Below are 18,997 nucleotides of genomic sequence, written 5' to 3'. Positions count from 1 at the left end.
GGCGTGCCCCCTTCGGGTGGTGCTGGTGGATCACATGTTGGCGACGTCGGCCTGCTTGGCGCGGACCGCCTCGGCGGCCTCCTTCAGGCTGGCCAGCTCGTCGGCGTCCAGGTCGGTCTCGACCACGCGCTTGACGCCCTGGGCGCCGATCTCGGCCTCGACGCCCAGGTAGACGCCGGCGATGCCGTACTCGCCGTCGACCCAGGCGCAGACCGGCATGACCTCGCCGGAGTCCTCCGCGACGGCCTTGGCCATCCGGGCGGCGGCGGCGGACGGGGCGTAGTACGCCGAACCGGTCTTGAGCAGCGCGACGACCTCGGCGCCACCGTTGCGGGTCTTGACGACCAGCTCCTCGATCTGCTCGGCGGGCATCGCCTCACGCAGCGGCTTGCCGTTGACGGTGCTCTTGGACGGCACCGGGACCATGGTGTCGCCGTGCGAGCCCAGCGTCAGCGTCTTCACCGACTTCACCGGTACGCCGAGCGCCTCGGCGACGAAGTTGGTGAACCGCGCGGTGTCGAGCATGCCGGCCTGGCCGAGCACCCGGTTCTTGGGGAACTGGGTGGCGAGCTGGGCCAGCGCGGTCATCTCGTCCAGCGGGTTGGAGACGACGATGACGACGGCGTTCGGGGCGTACTTGGCGACGTTCTCGGAGACCTGCCGGACGATCTTGGCGTTGGTCTCCAGCAGGTCCATCCGGCTCATGCCCGGCTTGCGCGGCAGGCCGGCGGTGATGACGACGACGTCCGAGCCCTCGATGGCCTCGTAGCCCTCGCCGTTCGGGCCGGTGGTGACGCCGACGACCTTGGTCTCGAAGCCCTCGACCGCGCGGGACTGGTTGAGGTCCAGCGCGAGACCCGCCGGCTTGCCCTCCACGATGTCGGTGATCACGACGGTGTCGAAGACGTCGTACTCGGCCAGGCGCTGTGCGGTGGTGGAGCCGTAGAAGCCGGCCCCGACGACAGTGACCTTCTTACCCATGGTCGTCCCACTCCCTGATACCAGTCGGTTTTCCGGACCGTATCAGTCATCGTGGCACCGATCGGGCCAGGGGCGGCGCCATCGCCGGGATGGGGCGGATGTCACGCGCGCCCGGTCCGGCCCGGGTCAGCCGCGCTCGGCGCGCTCCACCACGTTGGTCAGCAGCATGGCGCGGGTCATCGGGCCGACGCCGCCGGGCATCGGCACCACCTTGCCGGCCACCTCGGCGACCTCCGGGTCCACGTCACCGGTGTAGCGGCCCTTGCCGTCCGGCCCGATCACCCGGGTGATGCCGACGTCGACGACGGTCGCACCGGGACTGATCATGTCGGCGGTGAGCAGGCCGGGGACACCGGCGGCGACGATGACGATGTCGGCGGCCCGGGTGTGCGCCACGAGGTCGAGGGTGCCGGTGTGGCAGAGGGTCACGGTGGCGTTCTCGCTGCGCCGGGTGAGCAGCAGGCCGAGCGGGCGGCCGACCGTGTTGCCCCGGCCCACCACGGCAACCGTGGCACCGCGCAGCGCGACGTCGTGCCGGCGGAGCAGCTCGACGATGCCGCGCGGGGTGCACGGCAGCGGGCCGTCGTAGCCGAGCACGAGCCGGCCGAGGTTGACCGGGTGCAGGCCGTCGGCGTCCTTGTCCGGGTCGATCATCTCCAGCGCCCGCTGGGTGTCCAGGTGGCCGGGGAGTGGCAGCTGGACGATGTAGCCGTGGCAGGCCTGGTCGGCGTTCAGCTCGGCGAGCACGTCGTCGACCTGCTGCTGGGTGGCGTCGGCGGGCAGTTCCCGGCGGATCGAGGCGATGCCCACCTCGGCGCAGTCCCGGTGCTTGCCGTTGACGTACGCCTGGGAGCCGGGGTCGGCGCCGACCAGGACGGTGCCCAGTCCCGGGGTGACGCCGTGTTCCGCGAGCGCCTTCACCCGGGTACGCAACTCGTCCTTGATCTCCGCCGCGGTGGCCTTGCCGTCCAGGATCGTCGCCGTCACGACCAGATCGTCTCATGTCGCGCGGTCGACGGTTCGCCGACGGCAAACGGTGACGTTCCCTTCGGGCTGCCGTACATCTTCATCGCGCACGACCTGTCGGTGGCCCGGCACATCCGGGTCGCCGTGATGCAGCTCGGCAAGATCATGCGTTGCTGTTCCTGACCTGCGAGGACCTGCGGGTTGGCGAACGGGTGAAGATCGCCCTCAGGATGACCGGGTCGGGCGAGCTGACGCTGCGCGCGGTTGGCCCGGCGGCGTCACCGTCACCCGGCGGACGGACCCGCCCGACACGACGGAAGCACCTGGGGCAGCCCCGGCGACGAGTGGGGCAGCTAGCGGGTCTTTCCGCCCCCGGCTGCTGGACCATCCGGGCCGACCGCACCGACGGCACCCGCTCCGCCCTGACCCTCCGCGCCGCCTGACCCTCCCCCTGCCGACAGGAAGGCGAGCTGCGGCGCCACGCGGGCGCCGATCCCGTGAAGAGTTGTTGTCGCTGGAGCGACCACAACTCTTCACGGTGCACGCTTTGGCGTGCGTCGAGCACAGAGGGGGCGGCCCCGCCGCCGCCCCTCGCGGCCGGGCGAGCCGCCGTTGACCGCTGCATACCTGGTATGCATACTCCGTATGCATGACCACATGGCTTGATCTCCACGCTCCGCTCGCCCGCCGACGGAACGCCCCGCGACCTCGCGAAGCCGCTCCACCGCCGACCACGCCGGGGCGTCCCGCGCCCGCCCCGGACCGGCGGAGGCCGGCCCGGTGAACGTGCTGGAGATCCGGGACGCGTACCGGAGGCACGGCGTCGGCGACGCGTCGGTGACCGCGCTGGGCGGGGTCAGCCTCGTCGTGCGCCCCGGCGAACTCGTCGGCGTCATGGGCCCCTCGGGTTCCGGCAAGTCGACCCTGCTCAACCTGGCCGGCGGGCTGGACCGGCCGACCCGGGGCGAGGTGTGGGTCGAGGGCGAACGGCTGGACACGCTCAACCGCGCGCGCCTCTCCGGGCTGCGCCGACGCTCGATCGGCTACGTGTTCCAACACCTCAACCTGCTGCCCGGCCTCACCACGGTGGAGAACGTCGCACTGCCGCTGGAGTTGGACGGCACCTCCGTACGGCAGGCCCGCCGCCGCGCCGCCGCCGCGCTCGACGAGGTGGGCATGGCCGACCTCGCCCAGCGCTTCCCCGACGAACTCTCCGGCGGCCAGCAGCAGCGGGTGGCGATCGCGCGGGCCCTGATCGGCCGGCGCCGGCTGGTCCTCGCCGACGAGCCGACCGGGGCGCTCGACTCGCAGGCCGGCGAGGCGGTGTTGCGGGTGCTGCGCTCCCGGGTGAACGCCGGGGCCGCCGCCATACTGGTCACCCACGAGGCACGACACGCGGCCTGGGCCGATCGGGTGGTGTTCATGCGGGACGGGGTGGTCACCGGCACCTCCGGGCCGCTGCACCGGCCCGAGCGACTGCTGGACGGGGAGATCCGATGACCCGGCGACGACACCGCATGTCGGACGCCCTGGTCTCCTGGCGTACCGCGCTGCGGATCTCGTGGCGCGAGACCCGCCGGGCCAAGGGGCGCAGCGCGCTGGTGGCGGCGATGATCGCGACGCCCGTCCTGGCGCTCAGCTTCGCCGCCGCGTCCTACGACATGTTCCAGCTCACCGACGACGAACGGCTGCGACGCACGCTCGGCGCCGCCGACGCCAGGGTGACCTGGGACTACGTCGGCGCCGTCGAGCAGAGTCCCGACGGTGACCTCGTCACCGCGACCGGCATCCACCGGAGGAGCGCCGCCGCCGACCACGAGCCGGCGACCTCCGCCGAGGTGACCGCCGCCCTGCCGTCCGGAAGCCGGGTCGTCCCGGTCTGGGACGAACAGCGGTGGGACTGGCGGACCGCCGACGGCGTCGGATCCGTCCCGTCGTACGGGCTGGACCTGGCGGACCCGGTCACCGAGGGGATGGCGCGCCTGCGGGCGGGGCGTGCGCCGACCGGCGCGACCGAGGTGACCGCCAGCGAGGCGGGGCTGCGCCGGCTCGGCGTGGACCTCGGCGGGACCGTCGAACTGGTCGAGGGGTCGCGGCGGTTCACGGTGGTCGGGATCGTCGAGATCCCGGACGCTCTCGGCGAGGTCGTCGTGCTGCCCCCGGCCGCCCGCACCGACCCGCCGAGCGCGTGGCTGGTCGACGCCCCGGCCCCGGTCGGCTGGGACCAGGTCGGACGGCTGAACGCCGAGGGCATCCTGGTGATCTCCCGGGCGGTGCTGCGCGACCCGCCACCGGTACGGCACACTCCCCCGTCGGAGGTGAACGCCCGGTCGGTCGGCATCGGCGTGCTGCTCGGCGGGCTCGGCGCCATGCAGATCGTGCTGTTGGCCGGGCCGGCGTTCGCCATCGGTGCGCGGCGTCGCCAGCGCGACCTCGCTCTGGTGGCCGCCAACGGCGGCAGCCCCGCCCACCTCCGCCGGATCGTGCTCGCAGACGGCGTGGTGCTGGGCCTGGTCGGGGCCGTCGTCGGGACCCTGCTGGGCGCCATCCTGGCGGTCGCCGGGCGCCCGTTCGTCGAGGAGCACCTGGCCCAGGCGCGGGCCGGCGGGTACCGCTTCTTCCCGCTCGCCCTGCTCGCCGGGGCCGGGCTGGCCGTACTCACCGGGATGGTGGCGGCGCTGGTGCCCGCGTTCGTGGCGGCGCGGCAGGACGTGGTCGTCGCGCTGACCGGGCGTCGGGGCGTGACGCGGTCCCGGCGGCGGTGGGTGGCCGTGGGCCTGGTGCTCGCCGCCGGCGGTACCGGTCTGACGGCGTACGCCGCCGTCCGGACGTCGACGAACCTGCTGCTGGCCGGGCTGGGGCTGACCCAGCTCGGCCTGGTGCTCTGCACCCCGGCCCTGGTCGGCCTGCTCGCCCGGCTCGGCCAGCACCTGCCGCTGACGCCGCGGATCGCGCTCCGCGACGCCGGCCGCAACCGGGCGGCGACCGCGCCGGCGATCTCCGCCGTGATGGCCGCCGTCGCCGGCACCATCTGCCTGGGCGTCTACCAGTACAGCAGCGACGCCCGGTCGGACGCGGCATACCGCCCGAGCACGCCGGCCGGTCACGTGACGCTGGTGAATCCCCTCAGCCCGGATCAGCGGTCGATCCCGGTCGACCGGCTCGCGGCGATCGCCGATCGCACCCTGCCCGCCGCCAAGGTGGCCGAGGTACGCGTCCCGGGCTGCCGTGGCTGGGACCCCGGCGACTGCCCCAACACCTCCGTCGACCTGGTACTCCCGCCGCGGCAGCGGTGCCCCTACTTCGACCTGCAACGGCCCCTCACCCCCGGGGAGCAGCGCCAGGCCCGCGCCGACGCCCGCTGCGACCCGCCCAACGAGACGTACTCGCGCGACTACGTCTGGCTCGTCGTCGACGACGGCAGCGCGGTGGCGCCCCTCACCGGGGCCCACGGCGACGACCTCGCCCGGGCCGTGGCCACCCTGCGGGCCGGCGGCGTGGTCGTCACCGATTCCCGCTATGTGGTGGACGGAACGGTGACGGTGCAGCCACCCGCGGTGCCGAAACGGGGAGGACCACTGAAAGGGGCCGAGAAGCCGGCCCCCCTCAAGCTGCCGGGGTACGCCCTCGCCACCGGGATCCGGTCGGACCGGACGGTCATCTCGCCGGCGGCGCTGGCCCGCGCCGGGCTCGTCGCACACCAGTGGGGCTTCGTGATCGCCACACCGGCTCCCGACACGGCGGCGGAGGACCGCTTCCGCGCCGAGGTCAGCGCCCTCGCCGCCGGCCTGCGCGTCAGCGTGGAGCGGGGCCCCGCGACGTCGGGCGATCCGGTCCTGCTCATCCTGACGGTGGCGGCCGGGCTGATCACCCTCGGCGCGGTCGGGATCGCGACCGGGCTCACCGCCGCCGACAGCCGACCGGACCTGTCGACCCTGGCTGCCGTCGGCGCCAGCCCCCTGGTGCGCCGGAAGCTGTCGCTGAGCCAGTCCGGCGTGATCGCCGGCCTCGGGTCGCTGCTCGGCATGACCGTCGGCCTCGTGGCGAGCGTCGCCCTCCTCACCGCCATCAACCAGCGATACCTGGGGACCTGGCCCGGCGGGGACCCGTACCCGATCGTCGTCCCGTGGTCCGTCCTCGGTGCGCTGGCCGTGGTGCCGCTGGTCGCCATGCTCGGCGCCGGACTGCTGACCCGGTCCCGTCTGCCGATCGAACGTCGGCTCGACTGACCAGGGTGGCGGCGTGACGGCCCCTCCGGGACACGCTGCGGCGCCGGCAGAAGCGGCCCCGTCCCCGGTCGGGGACGGGGCCGCTCGGAGCCGGGTGTCAGTGGAAGAAGTGGCGGGTGCCGGTGAGGTACATCGTGACCCCGGCCTCCTTGCAGGCGGCGATGGTCTCCTCGTCGCGGATGGAGCCGCCGGGCTGCACGATCGCCTTCACGCCCGCGTCGATGAGGATCTGCGGGCCGTCGGCGAACGGGAAGAACGCGTCCGAGGCCGCCACCGCGCCGCGGGCCCGGTCCGCGCCGGCCCGGCTGACCGCCAGCCGCGCCGAGTCCACCCGGTTGACCTGGCCCATCCCGACGCCGACGGAGGCGCCGTCCCGGGCCAGCAGGATCGCGTTGCTCTTCACCGCGCGGACCGCCCGCCAGGCCAGGACGAGGTCCCGCAGGGTCGCCTCGTCGGCCGCCTCGCCGGTCGCCAGCCGCCAGTTGGCCGGATCGTCGCCCTCGGCGTCGATCCGGTCGCGCAGCTGCACCAGCACGCCACCGGTGACCTGCCGCCACTCCGCCGGCAGCGGCCGGAACTCCGGCGCCCGCAGCAGCCGGATGTTCTTCTTGGCCTGGAGGATCTCCCGGGCACCGGTCTCGAACTCCGGCGCGACCAGCACCTCGGTGAAGATCTCCGCGACCTGCCGGGCCAGCTCGACGCTCACCGGCCGGTTCACCGCGATCACCCCGCCGAACGCGGAGACCGGGTCGCAGGCGTGCGCCCTGCGGTGCGCCTCGGCCACGTCGGCGCCGACCGCGATGCCGCAGGGGTTGGCGTGCTTGATGATCGCCACCGCCGGCTGGTCGGGGAAGTCGTTGGCCGCCCGCCACGCGGCGTCCGCGTCGACGTAGTTGTTGTAGGACATCTCCTTGCCGTGCAGCTGCTCGGCCTGGGCGAGCCCGGGCGGGCTGGACGGGTCGGCGTAGACGGCGGCGTCCTGGTGCGGGTTCTCCCCGTAGCGCAGCACCGCCTGCCGGCGCAGGGTCAGCCCGGCGAACCGCGGCCACCCGTCGGCCTCGGGGGCCAGCTCCCGGGCGCACCACTCGGCGACCGCCACGTCGTACTCGGCGATGTCGGCGAAGGCGCGCGCCGCCAGCGCCCGGCGCTGGGCGAGCGTGAAACCGCCCTCGGCGAGCGCGGCCAGCAGCGCCGGGTACGCCGCGGGGTCGGTCACCACCGCGACCGACGCGTGGTTCTTCGCCGCGGCCCGGACCATCGCCGGCCCGCCGATGTCGATCTGCTCGACGCACTCGTCCTGCGACGCGCCCGAGGCGACGGTGGCCTGGAACGGGTAGAGGTTGGAGACCAGCAGGTCGATCCCGGCGATGCCGTGCTCGTCGAGCTGGGCGGCGTGCGAGTCCTTGCGCAGGTCGGCGAGGAGGCCGCCGTGGATCTTCGGGTGCAGGGTCTTCACCCGGCCGTCGAGGATCTCCGGGAAGCCGGTCACCTGCTCCACCGGGGTCACCGGCACACCCGCGCCGGAGATAGTCGACGCGGTGCTACCGGTCGAGACGATCTCCACTCCGGCGTCGTGCAGGGCCCGGGCCAGCTCGACCAGACCGCTCTTGTCGTAGACGCTGACCAGTGCCCGCCTGATCGGGCGGCGCTCGTCCTGAGTGGAACTCACGGAACCGTGACCTTTCTTCCGGTGATGGTCCAACCTTCGCGGACCAGCCGACCGACCTGCTCGACGAGCTGGCGCCGCTCGGCTTCCTTGATGCGCTCGGTGAGCGCCTCCTCGTCGTCGTCGTCGAGCACCGGCACGGCGACCTGCGCGACGATCGGACCGGTGTCCATCCCGGCGTCGACGAAGAAGAGGGTGGCCCCGGTGACCTTGACGCCGTAGGCGAGCGCGTCCCGCGGGCCGTGGATGCCGGGGAACGCCGGCAGCAGGGTGTTGTGGGTGTTCAGGTAGCGGTCGCCGAAGGCGGCCAGGAAGTGCGGCCCGACCAGCTTGAGGAAGCCGGCGCTGATCACCAGGTCCGGCTTGTGCTCGGCGACGTGCGCGGTGAGCGCGGCGTCCCAGTCCTCCCGGCTCGGGTGGTCCTTCACCCGCTCGACGAAGGTCGGCACCCCGGCGGCGGTCGCCCGGTCCAGGCCGGCGATCCCCTCGCGGTCGGCGCCGACCGCCACCACCCGGGCCCCGTACGCGGGGTCGGCGGCGGCGTCGAGCAGGGCCTGGAGGTTGCTGCCGGACCCGGAGACGAGGACGACGAGGCGGGCGACGGACGCGGGCTCGGTCACGCGGCCAACCCTATCGGGCAGGTCGGCCCGCCCATCGGTCGGGCAGCGACGATTCGGGTGATCTCCCGGGTGGCCCCGGCGCGATACGCTGCCCGTCGCCCGGTGGCCGGCATCCGCCCGTCGCCGTGACCCTTCACCAGTGAACCGGTACGCCACACGTACCGATGTCGACGAGGAGCACCCCCGCGATGCAGCCCGGCTACCCGAACCCCCAGCAGCCGCAGCCGATCAACAACAACATGACGCCGTCGATCGTCGCCATCTTCTTGTTCTGGCCGCTGGCCATCCCGGCGATCATCAACGCCTCCAAGGTCAACCCGCTGCTCCAGCAGGGTGACTACGCCGGCGCGCAGGCTGCCGCCGCCGAGTCCAAGAAGTGGTCGAAGCTGGCCTTCATCATCGGCGGCATCTGGCTCGTCATCGTCCTGCTCTGCTGCATCTTCGGTGGCGCGATGGGCGCCATGGGCGGCAGCACCAGCAGCAGCTACTGACGATTCCGGACCGAGGGGCACCCGACATGCAGCCCGGACACCCCGGCCCGGACCCGTACGGTCAGCAGCCCGTTGCGGGGCAGCCGTACGGGCAGCCGCCGTACGGGCAGCAGCCGGACCCGTACGCGCCGCCGCAGGCGCCCTGGGGCCAGCAACCGTACGACCCGTACGCCGGCGCGCAGCCGCCGTACGGGCAGCAGCCGCCGTACGGGCAGCCGTCCTACCCGGACCCGTACGGTCAGCAGCCGTACGGCCTGCCGATCTATCCGGGTGCCGGGTACCCGCAGCAGGGCGACAACACCCTCGGCCTGCTGTCGATGATCCTGGGCATCGCCTCGATCCCGCTGGTCTGCTGCTATCTGGGCATTCCACTGGGCATCGCGGCGCTGGTCACCGGCGGGCTGGCGCGGCAGAAGGCCACCCGCGGGCTGGCGACCAACCCCGGTCAGGCCCTCACCGGCCTGATCTGCGGCGGCTTCGGCCTGCTGCTGGGCATCCTGCACATCGGGGTGATCGCCCTCGGCCTGGCCCTGCCGAACTCCTGAGTCGGCGCCACGCGAAGGGGCGTCCCGGGTCCTCCGGGGCGCCCCTTCGGCGTGCCGAGGTCGCACGACGCCCGGCCGGGCCGGGTCAGCCGCGGGTCGGCCGGTCGAGCACCTTGGCGGCGGCGGCGCCGAGCAGCGCGCCGGCCATCACCACGGCGGTCGCCACGGCCGCCACCTGCCAGGGCACCGGGCCGATCTCGGCCAACCGGCCACCGCCGAGCGGCCCACCGGAGGCGGCGGCGGCGAGACCGGCGAGCAGGCCGACCACCGGGCCGGCGAGCGCCGCCGGGCCGAGCAGCGCCGGCCAGCCGAGCTCCGTGCGGTCGGGCCGGGCGGCGGGGAGTTCCTGCCGGGCGGCCGGGCGGAGCAGCCGGCGCCCGAGCAGCCAGCCCGCCGCCATGCCGGCCAGCACCGGCACCGCGAGCAGCGCGGCGCCGAACCCGTCGGCCGGGCCGCTGGGCAGGCCGGCGAGCAACGGTACGGCCGGCAGCGCGCCCACCGAGACCTCGCTGGTGCGGACCGCGGTGCCGGCGCCGACGGCGAACCCGGGCCCGAGCAGGTAGGCGGTCGACCAGACCGTGGCGTTGGGCGCGTACGCCAGGCTGACCAGGGTGATGCCGGCCTGGCCGGCGACCCCCGTCCGGTAGGCGGCGATCATGTCGGCGGCGTCTCCCCCGCCGGTCGCCACGGCCAGTCCGGCCGCGCCGGCGCCCGCGCCGAGCAGCAGCAGCCCCGCCACCAGCCCGGTGCGCACCCCGTCGCGCAGCACGGTCGGCGTCCGCGCGGCGAGCACCCCGGCGACCCCGGTGGTGCGGGCCGCGCCGACCAGCGCCGCCAGGGCGCCGAAAATGGCGTACGTCCCGCCGGCCCGGATCGGGGACACGCTCAGGCCGGCCGTGCCGACCAGCACCGCGGCGAGGGCGCCGAGCAGCGCGTACCCGACACCGACCGCGCCCGCGGCGGTGAGCGCCTGGCGGGGTGAGCGGCCGCCGCGGGCGCCGATGGCCCGGCTGGTGTGCACGCCGGCCCGGGTCAGCCGCCAGAACGCGAGCCCGCTGAGCGCCAGCGGGACGAGGCCGAGCGGGCCGGCGCCGGTCTCCAGCGGCACCCCGTGGCCGAGCAGCCAGCCGGCGAGCCCCGCGCGCAGGGCGCCGGTCGCCGAGCCGGCGTCCTCGCTGAGCTGGACGAGCCCCAGCACCACGGCGACCGGCAGGTACGAGGTGAGCGCGGCCCAGCCGGCGGCGACCCCGGCGGCCACGGCGAGCGGCGCGCGGCCGCGCGACGGCTCCGGCCGGCGGGGGGCCGGCACCCGGGGGCCCGGCACGGCACGGTCGGCCGGTCGGGCGTCGGCGCGGACGACCGGGCCGGCGCGACGGGGCTGATCAGGGGTGACCGAGGACATCGGGTCTACTCTGGCACGCCGGGCGGCCGGCGGCTGCCCGGCGGCCCCGGGCGGCCCCGGCGAGTTCCGTGATCCACCGGTTTCAGGGCCCGGATCCGGTCTAGCCTCGGCGCAGGACGCGACCGAGGTCGCGGCACCGACCGCTGGGAGGAAGCCGTGAACGCTCCGTACCCGCCGCCACCGCCACCGCCGGCGGCCGGTCGCGACCGCACCACGCTCTGGGGCGTGCTCGGCATCGTCACCGGCCTGTTCTGCTGCGGCATCCTCGGCGTCGTCTTCGGTTACCTGTCGATCCGGGACGCGAAACGGTTCAACCAGTCACCGGTGCTGGGCTACCTGGCGATCGCCTTCGGCGTGATCAACATCATCGGTTCCGCGATCTGGCGGGCCACCGGCACCTACCCGCTCTGGGACGACAACTGAGGGGGCCGACCGTCGCCGGTCGACCCCCTCGGTAGCTCTGCCGGCCGCTCAGCGGCCCGTCCGCCCGCTCAGCGGCCGGACATGATCTCCCGCATCAGCTTGGCGGTCTCGGTCGGCGTCTTGCCGACCTTGACGCCGACGGCCTCCAGGGCCGCCTGCTTCGCCTCGGCGGTGCCCGCCGAGCCGGAGATGATCGCGCCGGCGTGCCCCATGGTCTTGCCGGGGGGCGCGGTGAAGCCGGCGATGTAGCCGACCACCGGCTTGGTGACGTTGGCCTTGATGAACTCGGCGGCCCGCTCCTCGGCGTCGCCGCCGATCTCGCCGATCATCACGATGGCGTCGGTCTCCGGGTCGGCCTCGAACGCGGCGAGGGCGTCGATGTGGGTGGTCCCGATGATCGGGTCACCGCCGATGCCCACGCAGGTCGAGAAGCCGATGTCGCGCAGCTCGTACATCATCTGGTAGGTCAGCGTGCCGCTCTTGCTGACCAGGCCGATCCGGCCGGAGCCGGTGATGTCGGCCGGGATGATGCCGGCGTTGGAGGCGCCCGGCGAGGCGATGCCGGGGCAGTTCGGCCCGATGATGCGGGTCTGCTCGCCCTTCGACACGTTGTACGCCCAGAAGGCGGCGGTGTCGTGCACCGGGACGCCCTCGGTGATCACCACGGCCAGCGGGATCGCGGCGTCGATCGCCTCGACCACGGCGCCCTTGGTGAACTGCGGCGGCACGAAGATGACGGTGACGTCGGCCCCGGTCTCCTTCATCGCGTCGGCGACGGAGGCGAAGACCGGCAGCTCGGTCCCGTCGAAGTCGACGGTCTGGCCCGCCTTGCGCGGGTTGACGCCGCCGACGACGTTGGTGCCGGCGGCGAGCATCCGCCGGGTGTGCTTCGAACCCTCGGAACCGGTCATCCCCTGAACGATGACCTTCGAGTCCTTGGTCAGCCAGATAGCCATGTTCAGACCCCCGCAGCTGCCAGCTCGGCGGCCCGCTCGGCCGCGCCGTCCATGGTGTCGACCCGCTGCACGAGCGGGTTGTTCGCGCCGTCGAGGATCGCCCGACCGGCCTCGGCGTTGTTGCCGTCGAGGCGGACGACGAGCGGCTTGGTGACCTTCTCGCCGCGCTGCTCGAGCAGGGCCAGCGCCTGGATGATGCCGTTGGCGACCTCGTCGCAGGCGGTGATGCCACCGAAGACGTTGACGAAGACGCTCTTCACCGACGGGTCGGAGAGCACGATCTCCAGACCGTTGGCCATCACCGCGGCGCTCGCGCCACCGCCGATGTCGAGGAAGTTGGCCGGCTTGACGTCGCCGTGCCGCTCGCCCGCGTAGGCCACCACGTCGAGGGTGGACATGACCAGGCCCGCGCCGTTGCCGATGATGCCGACCTCGCCGTCGAGCTTGACGTAGTTGAGGTCCTTCTCCTTGGCGGCCTGCTCCAGCGGGTCCACCGCGGCCTGGTCGACCAGGGCCTCGTGGTCCGGGTGCCGGAACGCGGCGTTCTCGTCCAGCGTGATCTTGGCGTCGAGCAGCAGCAGCTTGCCGTCGCCCGTCTTCGCCAGCGGGTTCACCTCGACCAGCGTGGCGTCCTCGGCGACGAACGCCTTCCACAGCCCGACCGCGACGTCGACCACCTGGTCGGCGACCTCGGCCGGGAAGCCGGCGGCCGTGACGATCTCGCGGGCCTTCGCCTCGTCGACGCCCTTGACGGCGTCGATCGGGGCCTTGACCACCTTGTCGGGGGTCTCGGCGGCGACCTGCTCGATGTCCATGCCGCCGGCGACGCTGGCGATGCAGAGGAAGGTGCGGTTCGCCCGGTCGAGCAGGTAGGAGAAGTAGTACTCCTCGGCCACGTCCGCGGTCACCGTGATCATGACCTTGTGGACGGTGTGACCCTTGATGTCCATGCCGAGGATGTCGGTGGCGCGGGCCACCGTCTCCTCCGCGCCCTCGGCCAGCTTGACGCCGCCGGCCTTGCCTCGGCCGCCGACCTTCACCTGCGCCTTGACGACCACCCGACCGCCGAGGCGTTCGGCGATCGCGCGGGCCTCCTCCGGGGTAGTGGCGACGCCGCCGGCGAGCACGGGCAACCCGTGCCGCTCGAACAGGTCCCGCCCCTGGTACTCGTACAGGTCCACGATTGCGCGTCCCGTCCCGTCTCCGCGGCGCGCCGTCGCGCCGCTCACCAGCGTTGTGGAAACTCTCTTGACGCCTGCCGTCAGTTCAAACAGGCCGTTGGCGGCAGCCTAGCGAGATGGGCACCGCAGGCAACCGAGCGGGTGCACGGTGTGCGGTAATGCACAGCGCGTCGGGCGCGACCCGCCGGGCCCGCGGGCCGCGGCGCAGGTTGTCGCGCAAGCCGCGTAACCCCACCGTGGGGGCGTCGTTGAGTCTGATGTCGGAGCGCTGAACAGCGCGAAGACGGGAGCGGCCGATGCCCTGTCGGTCGAGGGGTGGCGGCGGGGCATCGTGCATAGAAGGGCCGGGCGTGTGAGGGGTGCGTCCGGCCCTTCCCCCTGTCCGGGGTCCGGCCCACGCCGTGATCGACCCCGGAACAGCGAGATGGCGGTGTCCCGGTTCGGGACACCGCCATTTCGGTACGTCGGGGGTTGGGGTCAGGCGACGGCCTGGGCAACGTTCGCCCGGACCCACTCGACGATCGACCCGGTGGTCGCCCCCGGGGTGAAGATCTTGGCGACGCCGAGCTGCTCCAGCTCGGGAATGTCGGCGTCCGGGATGATGCCGCCGCCGAAGACGACGATGTCGCGGGCGTCCCGCTCGCCGAGCAGCTCCAGCACCCGGCGGAAGAGCGTCATGTGCGCGCCGGAGAGCACGGAGAGCCCGACCGCGTCGGCGTCCTCCTGGATGGCGGTCTCCACGATCTGCTCCGGCGTCTGGTGCAGGCCGGTGTAGATGACCTCCATGCCGGCGTCGCGGAGTGCGCGCGCCACCACCTTGGCGCCGCGGTCGTGGCCGTCCAGGCCCGGCTTCGCGACGACGACCCGGATACGAGAGCTCATCAGCACACCTTTCGCGGGCTCCGCGGCTATCACCTGAACGAACGGTAACCCGCCCGGCGCGGGGCGGGAAATCCGGCCCGCACCCTTACCCCCCGGCGAGCCCCACCGAAAGGCGGACACCTCCGCCGATCGGTCACTCTGGGCAACGAACGGGCAGTTGCAGGGACAGCCGTACGGTGCCCCAAGCTATGACAATGAAGGACGGAAACGGACAGAAAGACTCGGCGTTTCGGCGGTTGCGCTTGTGACGGGAGCGGGGGAGGGCTAACGTGTCCACGGTTGTCATCAGGTCCACCGACGGGTGACGACGCGGCCGACCGACGTTCACCGGGGCTTTCCCGGGACGCCGGCAGACCGCATCGGATCCCCGACAACGGAGGGTGTGCGTGCGCCAGCGCCTGTCGTCTGAGCCCGATAGATATCGCGGTCGCCGCCGCGTACCCACCCCCCCGCGGAGCCGTTACGCCGCGGTCGTCACCACCGCGTTCGTCGGCGCCGGCATCGTCGCGCTCGGCGCGGGTGCGATGCCCGACGCCAAGAGCGTCAGCCCGTCGGTCCTCGACGAGCTCAAGCAGGCGTCGATCACCAACCAGGACGTGGCGGCCCGCGCCGACGCGGCCGACCGCGCCACCCGTGACACCAACCGGGACGCGCAGGTCAGCTCCACCGAGCAGGACCCGTGGCTGCTGCCCCTGCAGGGCTACGACTTCAACTCCCCGTACGGCATGCGCTGGGGCAAGCTGCACACCGGCATCGACCTGGTCGCGCCAGAGGGCACCCCGTACGTCGCCATCCACTCGGGCACCGTCATGAAGGCCGGCTGGTTCGGCGGCTACGGCTACGCCGTGATCGTCCAGCACGCGGACGGCAGCGAGGCCATCTACGGCCACTCCCAGTCGGTCAGCGTCCAGGAGGGGCAGCAGGTCAAGGCCGGCGACCAGCTCGGACTGGTCGGCAACACCGGCCACTCGTACGGCTCCCACCTCCACCTGGAGATCCATGTCAAGGGCGAGCCGCTGGACCCGGTGCCGTGGCTCCAGGAACGCGGAGTGGACATCAAGCTGCAAGTCGAGGCATATTACAGCGAGGTAGCGGCTTCCTGACGCTACGTATCGCCCGTTGACCGCCCGGATCGAACGATCCGGGCGGTTCTTCTTTGCCGGAAGTCTGCTGGGTCACACCGGGCGATGTGAGCGGGGGCACAGGCCGACAGGAGGACGATCCGGGGCGTCCGGGCCGAGAGCGGCAGGATCCCGGACACCGGCCCCGGCGCCCGTCGGTCGCCCACCCGCACCCGTACCCGCCGACGACCCGGTCGACACCCAGGATGGGCAGGTCCCCGCCCCCCAGACTGAAGGTCCGTCGTGCAGGAAGACAGCAACACCCCGAACGAGAAGACCCTGTCCGTCCCGGCCCGGCACGGGCGGCGCCGGCCCGGAGGACGGAGCCTCGTCCTCGGCGCGGTCGCGCTGGTCGGCCTCGGCCTCGTCGGCGTCTCGACCGTCGTGCTCGACCGGGAGGACTCCCCCACCCCCACCGCCGTCGCCCTCGACGCCCGGACCCGCGCCGAGGCCGCCGACCGGGCCGACCGCTCCACCCGCGAGTCGGCCACCCCGGACAGCCCGTGGGCCAGGCCGAGCCCCACCACGGCGAGCCCGACCGCCAGCCCGTCGGCCACGCCCACCCGGAAGGCCACGCCGCGGCCGAGGCCGACCGCCACCAGGACGGCGAAGCCGAGACCGTCCTGGGTCATGCCGATGCGGGGTGCCGAGATCACTTCCTGCTACGGGCCGCGGTGGGGCACGCTGCACGCCGGCATCGACTTCGCGATGCCCGCCGGCACGCCGGTCCGCGCCGCCTTCGGTGGCACGGTGGAGAAGGCCGGCGACGTCGGCGACGGCTACGGCATCTCGGTCGTGGTCGACCACGGCAACGGCTACCTGACCCACTACGCGCACCTGAGCACCGCGAAGGTCAGCGTCGGTGAGAAGGTCGGCGCCGGGGAGACCCTCGGCCTGGAAGGCTCCACCGGCGACTCCACCGGCCCGCACCTGCACTTCGAGGTGCACCGGGGTCAGATGTGGAACCAGATCGACCCGGGGCCGTTCCTGCGCGCCCGGGGCATCAAAGTGGGCTGCTGAGCCACGGCGACGCGAGAAGGGGCCCGACCCGGGCGCTGTGCCGGGTCGGGCCCCTGCGTCGTCAGAGCTTGTCGATCGGGGCGTGCCGGAGCACCAGCCACATGGTCTGGTCACCGAAGTCGATCTGGGCCCGCGCGCCCGGCCCGTGCCCCTCCACCGCGAGCACCCGGCCCAACCCGTACCGCTGGTGGTTGACCCGGTCACCGGCGGACACCTTCGGGCCCTGCGGCAGCTCACTGGCGGTGGCCAACCGGCTGCCGTCGACGCCGAGCCGCTTGGCCAGTTGCGCCGCCTTCGGCGTACCCCCGGCGAAGCCGCCACGCCCGCCGGGCGCGCGGTCCGCGCGGCCACCGACGCCACCGCCCCCGCCGGCCCACGAGGTGTACGACCCCTCGGTGCGCTCCCAGCGGACCAGCTCGGGTGGCAACTCTTCGAGGAACCGCGACGGCGGGTTGTAGGCCGGCTGCCCCCAGGCCGAGCGGGTGACCGCCCGGGACAGGTAGAGCCGCTGCCGGGCCCGGGTGATGCCGACGTAGGCCAGCCGGCGCTCCTCCTCCAGCTCGCGGGTGTCGCCCAGCGAGCGCAGGTGCGGGAAGACGCCGTCCTCCAGGCCGGTCAGGAAGACCACCGGGAACTCCAGCCCCTTGGCGGTGTGCAGCGTCATCAGGGTGACCACGCCCTGGTGGTCCGGGTCGTCGGACGGGATCTGGTCGGCGTCGGCGACGAGCGCCACCTGCTCCAGGAAGCCGGCCAGGGTGGCCCGCTCCCCCTCGGCCCCGGTCGCCTCGACCCGCTCGGTGTATTCGCGGGCGACGCTGACCAGCTCCTGGAGGTTGTCCACCCGGCCGGCGTCCTGCGGGTCCAGGCTCTCCTCCAGCTCGGTCAGGTAGCCCGAGCGGGTCAGCAGCGCCTCCAGCACCTCCTCCGGGGTGCCGGTCTCGGCCAGCTCCCGCGCGCCGTCGAGGAGCGCGACGAAGTCGCCGATGCCGTTGGCCGCCCGGGTCGAGATGCCCGGCGCGTCCTTCGCCCGGCGCAGCGCGGCGCCGAAGGAGATGCGGTCCCGGCTGGAGAGCGCCTCGACGCAGGCCTCGGCCCGGTCGCCGATGCCGCGACGCGGGGTGTTGAGGATCCGGCGGAGGCTGACCGTGTCGTCGTCGTTGACCACCGCGCGCAGGTAGGCCAGCGCGTCGCGGACCTCCTTGCGCTCGTAGAAGCGCACCCCGCCGACGACCTTGTAGGGGAGGCCGACCCGGATGAAGACCTCTTCGAAGACCCGGGACTGGGCGTTGGTGCGGTAGAAGACGGCGACGTCCCCGGGGCGGGTCTCCCCGTCGTCGACCAGCCGGTCGATCTCCCGGCCCACCCAGTCCGCCTCGGCGTGCTCGGTGTCGGCGACGTAGCCGACGATCTGCTCGCCGGCCCCGGCGTCGCTCCACAGCCGCTTGGGCTTGCGCGAGGTGTTCCGGTCGATCACCGCGTTCGCCGCGTTGAGGATCGTCTGGGTGGAGCGGTAGTTCTGCTCCAGCAGGATCGTCCGGGCGTCGGTGAAGTCCCGCTCGAACTCCAGGATGTTGCGGATGGTCGCACCGCGGAACGCGTAGATCGACTGGTCGGCGTCACCGACCACGCAGAGCTCCGCCGGCTCGATCCCCTCGGTGCCGGAGACCAACTCCTTGATCAGCGTGTACTGGGCGTGGTTGGTGTCCTGGTACTCGTCGACGAGGACGTGCCGGAACCGGCGACGGTAGCTCTCCGCGACGTGCGGGTGCGACTGCAGCAGGTGCACCGTCGTCATGATCAGATCGTCGAAGTCCAGCGCGTGCGCCTCGCGCAGCCGCCGCTGGTAGAGCGTGTAGGCCTCCGACAGCGCCCGCTCGTTGGGCCCCTTGGCCCGGGTGGCGAACTCCTCCGGATCGACCAGCTCGTTCTTCAGGTTGGAGACCTGGGCGGCCAGGCCGCGCGCCGGGTAGCGCTTCGGGTCGAGGTCGAGCTCGCGGGCGACCATCTGCATCAGCCGGCGCGAATCGTCCGCGTCGTAGATCGAGAAGGTCGACTTCAGCCCGGCGTGCTCGTGCTCGGCGCGCAGGATGCGTACGCAGGCGGAGTGGAAGGTGGAGACCCACATCAGCCGGGCGCGCGGCCCGACCAGGTGGGCCACCCGCTCCTTCATCTCACCGGCGGCCTTGTTGGTGAAGGTGATCGCGATGATCTCGCCCGGGTGCACGTCCCGGGCGGCCAGCAGGTAGGCGATCCGGTGGGTGAGCACCCGGGTCTTGCCGGAGCCCGCACCGGCCACGATCAGCAGCGGCGAGCCGGCGTGGGTCACCGCGTCCCGCTGGGGGCCGTTGAGGCCCTCGACCAGGGCCTGCGGGTCGAGGTGCGCGGCGGCGGACCCCGGCCGGCGCGACGGGGCACGGGCCGGCTCGGGCGCGGGCGGGGACACGGGGATGTCGAAGAGAGGATGCATCGCACGGCGAGTCTATGCCGCCGGCCGGACACTTCCCGCCCGCGCAC

The 18,997-nt window shown here is 73.4% G+C and carries 16 protein-coding genes; 7 read left to right on the top strand and 9 right to left on the bottom strand.

Going from position 1 to position 18,997, the window contains the following annotated elements; genetic code table 11:
• Positions 1–30: 30 nt before the first annotated feature.
• Complete coding sequence (gene mdh, locus AC5L3Z_RS01955) at positions 31–981, bottom strand: malate dehydrogenase (RefSeq protein WP_334534526.1); 951 nt, start codon at positions 979–981, stop codon at positions 31–33.
• Between the two features lie 126 nt (positions 982–1,107).
• Positions 1,108–1,968, bottom strand: coding sequence for a bifunctional methylenetetrahydrofolate dehydrogenase/methenyltetrahydrofolate cyclohydrolase (locus AC5L3Z_RS01950; protein ID WP_494839004.1), 861 nt, complete (start codon positions 1,966–1,968; stop codon positions 1,108–1,110).
• 759 nt (positions 1,969–2,727) lie between these two features.
• On the opposite strand from AC5L3Z_RS01950, the gene AC5L3Z_RS01945 reads away from it, so the two are divergent.
• The gene (locus AC5L3Z_RS01945; RefSeq protein WP_494839003.1) at positions 2,728–3,447 is read left to right on the top strand and encodes an ABC transporter ATP-binding protein; all 720 of its coding nucleotides are present in this window, start codon (positions 2,728–2,730) and stop codon (positions 3,445–3,447) included.
• Complete coding sequence (locus AC5L3Z_RS01940; protein WP_494839002.1) at positions 3,444–6,176, top strand: FtsX-like permease family protein; 2,733 nt, start codon at positions 3,444–3,446, stop codon at positions 6,174–6,176. The genes AC5L3Z_RS01945 and AC5L3Z_RS01940 overlap by 4 nt, the downstream gene beginning before the upstream one ends.
• Positions 6,177–6,273: 97 nt before the next feature.
• On the opposite strand, the gene purH is transcribed toward AC5L3Z_RS01940, so the two are convergent.
• A complete protein-coding gene (gene purH, locus AC5L3Z_RS01935) occupies positions 6,274–7,845 on the bottom strand; it encodes a bifunctional phosphoribosylaminoimidazolecarboxamide formyltransferase/IMP cyclohydrolase (protein WP_494839001.1) in 1,572 nt (523 codons plus the stop codon).
• Positions 7,842–8,462, bottom strand: a complete 621-nt coding sequence (purN, locus tag AC5L3Z_RS01930; protein ID WP_494839000.1) for a phosphoribosylglycinamide formyltransferase — start codon at positions 8,460–8,462, stop codon at positions 7,842–7,844. Before purN ends, purH begins: the two co-directional genes overlap by 4 nt.
• 188 nt (positions 8,463–8,650) lie before the next feature.
• Between purN and AC5L3Z_RS01925 the strand changes: the two genes are divergently transcribed.
• Together AC5L3Z_RS01925 and AC5L3Z_RS01920 are read left to right on the top strand one after the other, a co-directional pair.
• On the top strand, positions 8,651–8,953 hold the full coding sequence (locus tag AC5L3Z_RS01925; RefSeq protein WP_494838998.1) for a CD225/dispanin family protein: 303 nt from the start codon (positions 8,651–8,653) through the stop codon (positions 8,951–8,953).
• 26 nt (positions 8,954–8,979) lie between these two features.
• Positions 8,980–9,498 carry a DUF4190 domain-containing protein gene (locus AC5L3Z_RS01920; protein WP_494838997.1) on the top strand — a complete coding sequence of 173 codons (519 nt, stop codon included), beginning with the start codon at positions 8,980–8,982 and terminating at the stop codon, positions 9,496–9,498.
• Positions 9,499–9,583: 85 nt separating this feature from the next.
• Here the strand turns inward: AC5L3Z_RS01920 and AC5L3Z_RS01915 are convergent, their stop codons facing one another.
• Positions 9,584–10,900, bottom strand: a complete 1,317-nt coding sequence (locus tag AC5L3Z_RS01915; RefSeq protein WP_494838995.1) for a cell division protein PerM — start codon at positions 10,898–10,900, stop codon at positions 9,584–9,586.
• Positions 10,901–11,056: 156 nt separating this feature from the next.
• On the opposite strand from AC5L3Z_RS01915, the gene AC5L3Z_RS01910 reads away from it, so the two are divergent.
• A complete protein-coding gene (locus AC5L3Z_RS01910; protein WP_494838994.1) occupies positions 11,057–11,323 on the top strand; it encodes a DUF4190 domain-containing protein in 267 nt (88 codons plus the stop codon).
• A 68-nt stretch (positions 11,324–11,391) separates the two neighbouring features.
• On the opposite strand, the gene sucD is transcribed toward AC5L3Z_RS01910, so the two are convergent.
• The 3 genes from sucD to icmB all read right to left on the bottom strand — a co-directional run bounded on the left by sucD (position 11,392) and on the right by icmB (position 14,342).
• Entirely contained in the window at positions 11,392–12,279 is an 888-nt protein-coding gene (gene sucD, locus AC5L3Z_RS01905) for a succinate--CoA ligase subunit alpha (protein WP_334533818.1), read from the bottom strand.
• Between the two features lie 2 nt (positions 12,280–12,281).
• Entirely contained in the window at positions 12,282–13,460 is a 1,179-nt protein-coding gene (gene sucC, locus AC5L3Z_RS01900) for an ADP-forming succinate--CoA ligase subunit beta (RefSeq protein WP_494838992.1), read from the bottom strand.
• A gap of 477 nt (positions 13,461–13,937) precedes the next feature.
• Positions 13,938–14,342: a coenzyme B12-dependent isobutyryl CoA mutase small subunit gene (gene icmB / locus AC5L3Z_RS01895; protein WP_334533824.1), complete on the bottom strand. Its 405-nt coding sequence runs from the start codon at positions 14,340–14,342 to the stop codon at positions 13,938–13,940.
• 386 nt (positions 14,343–14,728) lie between these two features.
• Here icmB and AC5L3Z_RS01890 point away from each other — a divergent pair, with 386 nt between their 5' ends.
• Together AC5L3Z_RS01890 and AC5L3Z_RS01885 are read left to right on the top strand one after the other, a co-directional pair.
• Complete coding sequence (locus AC5L3Z_RS01890; protein ID WP_494838991.1) at positions 14,729–15,445, top strand: M23 family metallopeptidase; 717 nt, start codon at positions 14,729–14,731, stop codon at positions 15,443–15,445.
• Between the two features lie 261 nt (positions 15,446–15,706).
• Positions 15,707–16,483 carry a M23 family metallopeptidase gene (locus tag AC5L3Z_RS01885; protein WP_494838990.1) on the top strand — a complete coding sequence of 259 codons (777 nt, stop codon included), beginning with the start codon at positions 15,707–15,709 and terminating at the stop codon, positions 16,481–16,483.
• 61 nt (positions 16,484–16,544) lie between these two features.
• Here AC5L3Z_RS01885 and pcrA read toward each other — a convergent pair whose 3' ends face one another.
• Positions 16,545–18,950: a DNA helicase PcrA gene (gene pcrA, locus AC5L3Z_RS01880; RefSeq protein ID WP_334533831.1), complete on the bottom strand. Its 2,406-nt coding sequence runs from the start codon at positions 18,948–18,950 to the stop codon at positions 16,545–16,547.
• Positions 18,951–18,997: the final 47 nt, after the last annotated feature.

The organism is Micromonospora sp. LZ37 (assembly GCF_059359015.1).
This window is presented reverse-complemented; position numbering and strand designations above follow the sequence as displayed.